Annotated in this window: 5 protein-coding genes; all 5 read right to left on the bottom strand. The window is 70.5% G+C overall.

The genetic code is table 11. From position 1 onward, the window contains the following. The coding region (locus AOK23_RS39200) for a peptidase associated/transthyretin-like domain-containing protein (protein ID WP_476718316.1) at nt 1-546 on the bottom strand (546 nt) is incomplete at its 3' end. A gap of 111 nt (nt 547-657) precedes the next feature. Beyond that, entirely contained in the window at nt 658-1167 is a 510-nt protein-coding gene (locus tag AOK23_RS39195; protein WP_055717219.1) for a DinB family protein, read from the bottom strand. Between the two features lie 36 nt (nt 1168-1203). Next, nucleotides 1204-2286 (bottom strand): epoxide hydrolase family protein, encoded by a 1083-nt coding sequence (locus tag AOK23_RS39190; protein ID WP_055717218.1) that lies wholly within the window; start codon nt 2284-2286, stop codon nt 1204-1206. A gap of 174 nt (nt 2287-2460) precedes the next feature. After that, a complete protein-coding gene (locus AOK23_RS39185; RefSeq protein WP_055717217.1) occupies nt 2461-4701 on the bottom strand; it encodes an MMPL family transporter in 2241 nt (746 codons plus the stop codon). Between the two features lie 166 nt (nt 4702-4867). Beyond that, nucleotides 4868-5467: a TetR/AcrR family transcriptional regulator gene (locus AOK23_RS39180; RefSeq protein WP_055717216.1), complete on the bottom strand. Its 600-nt coding sequence runs from the start codon at nt 5465-5467 to the stop codon at nt 4868-4870. Nucleotides 5468-5648: the final 181 nt, after the last annotated feature.

The raw sequence follows: 5648 nt of genomic DNA, 5'->3' as shown, positions 1-5648 counted from the left end.
GCCGCGCAGGTAGTTCTCGTCGGTGACGCCGTCGGAGTAGAGGGAGTAGCGGCCCTCCCGGTCGCAGTGCCAGAGGTAGACGGCCGCGCCCTTCTTCGGCGTCTCGCACCCGGAGTCCGTCGCGACGACGGTGAGGGTCACCGTCAGCGGTACGCCCTCGGCGACACCGTTCGCCGAGCCGATGCTCCTGGTGATGTCCCGGCGGACGACACCGCTCTCCCTGAGGACGTCGGGCCCGTTGGAGCCGTCCCCGGGGTACGGGCCGGCCGTCTCCGTCGGGATGGTCTCGCAGTCGGCGCCGGCGGAGGGCGCGGACGAGCCGGAGGGCGACGACGAGGACGCCGACGACGTACCGCCCGACTCGTCCGAGGAACAGGCCGCCATCAGCGGCACCATGCTCGCCCCGGCCAGCAGCCGGATCATGCGCCGCCGCGCCAGCACCGGCAGATCGTAGGAGAGCCCTCGGTCGAACTCGTCATCATGGTCATGCCCGTGTCCGTGGCTGTGGCTGTGGCTGTGGCTGTGGCTGTGCGGTGTGTCGCTCATGGTGGGGGCCTGCGCGCTCTCTGTTCCGTCCGTCATGCCACGCGCGATGCTACGAGCCCAACCTGTGGAAAGTTCAAGTTCCTGGCTCGGCGAAGGCACGCGGTGGGACCGTCACGCCCCGACCGCCCCGTCCACCCCCTCCCTCAGGAGGTCCGCGTGACCGTTGTGGCGGCCGTACTCCAGGAGGACATGGACCATGACCATCCGCAGGGAGACCTCCTCGCCCCAGCGCGGCTGGTGGCCGGTCAGGTCGAGGGAGGGGGCCGCGCGCTCGATACGGCGGGAGTGCTCGACCTCCGCCTCCCACGCGGCGAACGCCTCCGCCCGTGTCGAGGCGCTGTCGTCGTACGCGGCCTGGAAGTCGATCTCGTCCGACCAGACCATCGGCGCGGCGTTGTCCTCGAACACCCGGCGGAACCAGGCCCGTTCCACCTCGGCCATGTGGCGGACCAGCGCGAGCAGCGACAGCGTGGACGGCGGCATCGACCGCTGTCGCAGCTCCACGTCGGTGAGGCCCTCGCACTTCATGGCCAGGGTCGCGCGGTGGTAGTCGAGGAAGGCCCGCAGCGTCTCCCGCTCGGATCCGACGTGGGGCGGCCCCACCCGCTTGTCCTCGGCCATCGGCCGTCCTCCTCGTTCTCGGGTTCTCCGCAGTGTTCAGAGAATCTTGTCGAAGAAGGCGCGGATGTCGGCGGCCAGGGTCTCCGGCTCGTCCATCCCCACGAAGTGGTGGCCCGGATTGGACTCGGGCCAGTGCACGATCCGGTTGTCGCGCTCGGCGAGGCGGCGGACGGCGGGCGGCCCGCAGTACACGCCGGTCGGCACCTGCCGTTGGCCCTCCGGCCAGGTGAACTCGTCCCGCTCGTACATGAACCAGGACGACGTGCCGGACGTCCCGGTCAGCCAGTAGAGCGTGACGTTGGTGAGGAACAGGTCGCGGTCCATGGTCTGGACGCCGAAGTCCCGGAACTTCTGCATCATCCACGAGAGCTGGGCGACCGGGGAGTCGTGCCAGCCGTAGGCGAAGGTCTGCGGGGTGTGGCGGAGCAGGGTGTGGTGGTCGACGCCACCCTGCGACCACTGCTGGATCATGTCGTACAACGCCCGCTCGTCCGGGGTCAGTTCGGGCAGGTCCTTCTCGGTCGGGAAGCCGAACCCGCCGTTGATGTGGACGCCGATGACGTGCGCGGGGGCCACGCGTGCCACCGCGGGCGCCAGGTACGCGCCGAGGTCGCCGCCCTGGGTGCCGTAGCGGTCGTAGCCGAGGCGGCTCATCAGCTCGGCCCACATGCGGGCCACCCGGTCGACGCCGAAGCCGGTCTCGCGCGGGCCCTCGGAGAAGGCGAACCCGGGGACGGACGGGGCGACGACATGGAACCCGCGCTGGGTGAGCGGGCCGATCAGCCGCGTGAACTCGACGACCGAGTTGGGCCAGCCGTGGGAGAGGAGCAGCGGCACGGCGTCCGGCCGGGGCGAGCGGACGTGCAGGAAGTGGACGTCGAGGCCGTCGATCTCGGTGAGGTACTGGGGGAACGCGTTGAGCCGGCGTTCATGGGTCCGCCAGTCGTACGCCGTGCGCCAGTACTCGGCCAGTTCCTTGACCTCCACCACGGGGACTCCCCGGTCGGCCCCCTCGCCGGGCAGCTGTCGCGGCCAGCGCGTGCGCGCCAACCGGTCGTTCAGGTCGTCCAGTTCGGCCTGCGGGATGTCGATGCGGAAGGGGCGGACCTGCGTGTCCATGATCGCTCCGGTTGCCTCGGCGTGGGCTGGTACGACCAGGCTAGGAGCCATATAGGCCAGATCCTGTCCTCTATCGCCGGGCGCGCCCGCAGCAGCCCCCGGGGGCAGGCGGCCGGTGAGGGTCCCCGTCCCCACGGGGCCCTCACCGGCCGGTTCTGCGTGGAAGCCGTCGCGTCAGGCGCGCACGAGTTCCTCGTCCCGCTCCGTGCCCTCGGCGGCGTCGCCGTGCGTGCGCAGGCCCTCGCCCTCGACGTCGACGTTGGGCAGCGCCCGGTCCAGCCACTTCGGCAGCCACCAGGCCTTGTCGCCGAGCAGTGCGAGGACGGCCGGGACGATGGCCATCCGGACCACGAAGGCGTCGAAGAGGACCGCGACGGCGAGGCCGAAGCCGATCATCTTGACCATCGACTCGCTGGAGCCGATGAAGCCCGCGAAGACCGCCATCATGATGACCGCCGCGGCCGTCACCACCCGCGCCCCGTGCCGGAAGCCGGTGACCACGGCCTGTCCGGGGCGCTCGCCGTGGACGTACGCCTCGCGCATCCGGGTCACCAGGAAGACCTCGTAGTCCATGGCGAGACCGAAGACGACGCCCACCATGAAGATCGGCATCATCGACATGATCGGGCCGGTCTCCTCGACGCCCACCACGTCCGCCAGCCAGCCCCACTGGAAGACCGCGACCACCGCGCCGAGCGCCGCCATCACGCTGAGCAGGAAGCCGAGGGCCGCCTTCAGCGGGACGAGGACCGAGCGGAAGACCACGATCAGCAGCAGGAAGGCGAGGCCGACCACCAGGACCAGATACGGCACGAGCGCGTCGTCGAGCTTCTGGGAGACGTCGATGTTCATCGCCGTCGCGCCGGTCACCAGGACGTTCGCGTCGGAGTCGGCCTTGATCGTCGGCCCGGCGCCGCGGATCTCGTGGACCACGTCCTCGGTCGCCACGGACGACGGCTTGGAGTCGGTGACCACGGTGATCATCGCGGTGTCCCCGGCCTTGTTGTACGTCGCCGGGGTGACCGTCACGACGCCCTTCATGTCCTTGACCTCGTCGGACACCTGCTTGACGGCGGCCTTCGGGTCGCTGGAGGACTTCGCGTCGACCACGACCATCAGCGGGCCGTTGGAGCCGGGGCCGAAGCCCTCGGAGAGGAGGTCGTAGGCGCGGCGCTGGGTGGTGGACGTCGGCTGGGAGCCGTCGTCGGGCAGGCCGAGTTCGAGGGAGCTCGCCGGGATCGCGGCGGCGCCGAGGCCGATCACGGCCACGAGCAGCACCATCACAGGCCTGCGGACCACGAAACGGGCCCACCGCGTCCCCATGTTGGGCTTCTCCACCGCAACGCCCCCGCCGGACGGGGTCTTCCCCGCCGCGCGACCGCCGCCCATCCAGCGGGCCTTGTGCCCCGTCGGGCGGACCTTGGCGCCCGCGTAGCCGAGGAGCGCCGGGACCATGGTGAGGGCGATGAGCACCGCGACGGCGACCGTGCCCGCCGCCGCGACGCCCATCTTGGTGAGCATCGGGATGTTGACGACCGCGAGGCCGACGAGGGCGATGACGACGGTCAGTCCGGCGAAGACCACGGCGGAGCCTGCCGTGCCGGTGGCCCGCCCCGCGGCCTCCTCGCGGTCGCGGCCCTCGGCGAGCTCCGCGCGGTAGCGGGAGACGATGAAGAGGGCGTAGTCGATGCCGACCGCGAGGCCGATCATCATCGCGAGCGTCGACGTGGTGGTGCCGAGGTCGAGGGCGCTCGCCAGCGCGGTGATCGAGGCGACACCGATGCCCACACCGACGAGGGCGGTCAGCAGCGGCAGCCCGGCCGAGACCAGCGAGCCGCAGGTGATGACGAGGACGACCGCGGCGACCGCGATGCCGATGATCTCCGTGGTCCCGGTGTGCGGCACGGTCTGGAGGGCGTCACCGCCGATCTCCACGGTCAGCCCGCTGTCCCGGGCACCCTCGGCGGCGTCCTCCAGCGCGTCCTTGGAGGCGTCCTTCAGCTCCATGCCGGAGACCTCGTACCGCACCTGGGCGTAGGCGATCGTGCCGTCCTTCGAGACCGACCTGCTCTTGAACGGGTCGGTGACGGAGGTGACCTCGGAGCCGGTGTCCAGTTCCTTGACGGTCCGCTCGACGGCCGCCTTGTTCGCGGCGTCGGCCATCTTCTCGCCGGCGGGCGCCTTGAAGACGACGCGTGCGGTGGCGCCGTCGGCGTTCATGCCGGGGAAGCGCTGGTCCAGCAGGTCGAAGGCCTTCTGCGCCTCGGTGCCGGGGATGGAGAAGGAGGACGAGCCCGCGGTGGGCGCGGAGGCGGCGCCGACACCCGCGAGGGTCAGCAGCGCGACCCAGATCAGGGCGACGAAGTGTCGTCGCCGGAAGGCGAGTCGGCCCAGTTTGTAGAGGAATGTGGCCACGGGCGGTACTCCCGTTCAGGTCGTGGACGTGCAGGAGGGCAGGGGTGATCGGCCCGTGTGCTGCCGTACCGGGGAGTACGCGAACAGGGTCGATCGGCCCGACGACGTGAGCGGTGGCGTCAGGTGGGGCTCAGCCGCGTGTCACGCGGCGATGGCTCGGGGTGTGTCAGTCGGTCGGTACACCGAGGGCGGGGAGGACCACGGCGTCGATGTACGAAACGAGGAAGGCCTGGGTCGGAGGCAGCTCTTCGAGCAGCGTCCGGGTCGCGAAGGCACCGAGCATCATGTGCATCACGAAGTCGAGCGCCGGGTTGTCCGGCCGGACCTCACCGCGTTCGACCGCGCGCCCCAGCAGCTGCTGGAACTCGGCGACCTGCGGTTCGATGAGGAACTCCCGGAAGGCCACCAAAAGCTCGGGGTTCGTGTGGACCGCCATGGCCAGGCCCCGCATGAGCGCGGAGTTCTGCTCCATGACGCAGTCGTCCTCACGCCGCGCCAGGGCGTGCAGGTCGCCGCGGAGGGATCCGGTGTCGACGGCGGAGGCGCCCATCGACTTCTCCTTGCCGATCGCCTTCGCGACCAGCTCGGCCTTGCCGCCCCACTGGCGGTAGAGGGTGGCCTTGCTGGACCTGGTGCGGGCGGCCACGGCGTCCATGGTGAGGGCGTCGTAGCCGACCTCCCGGAGCAGGTCGAGCACGGCCGCGTACAGCTCGGCCTCGCGCTCGGGCGTGAGTCGACTGCGGCGCGCCGTCGCGGTCTCAGTCATCCCACTCTCCCCACTCCCACTGGACGTTCGAGACGACAAGGCTACCGGTCACGTGCCGGGGCACAGGCCGGTCGACCCGCTTCTCGAACGAAACGGTTTCGTACGCTTAAGACGATACCTCGAACCCTAGAGAAACGAAACGGTTTCGTTCGTGTCCTGGGTCACGAGCCCTGAGTCACGA

The organism is Streptomyces torulosus (genome assembly GCF_001419765.1).
GTDB lineage: Bacteria > Actinomycetota > Actinomycetes > Streptomycetales > Streptomycetaceae > Streptomyces > Streptomyces torulosus.
Note: the sequence above shows the minus strand (reverse complement) of the source record. Positions and strands in the feature narration are given on the sequence as shown.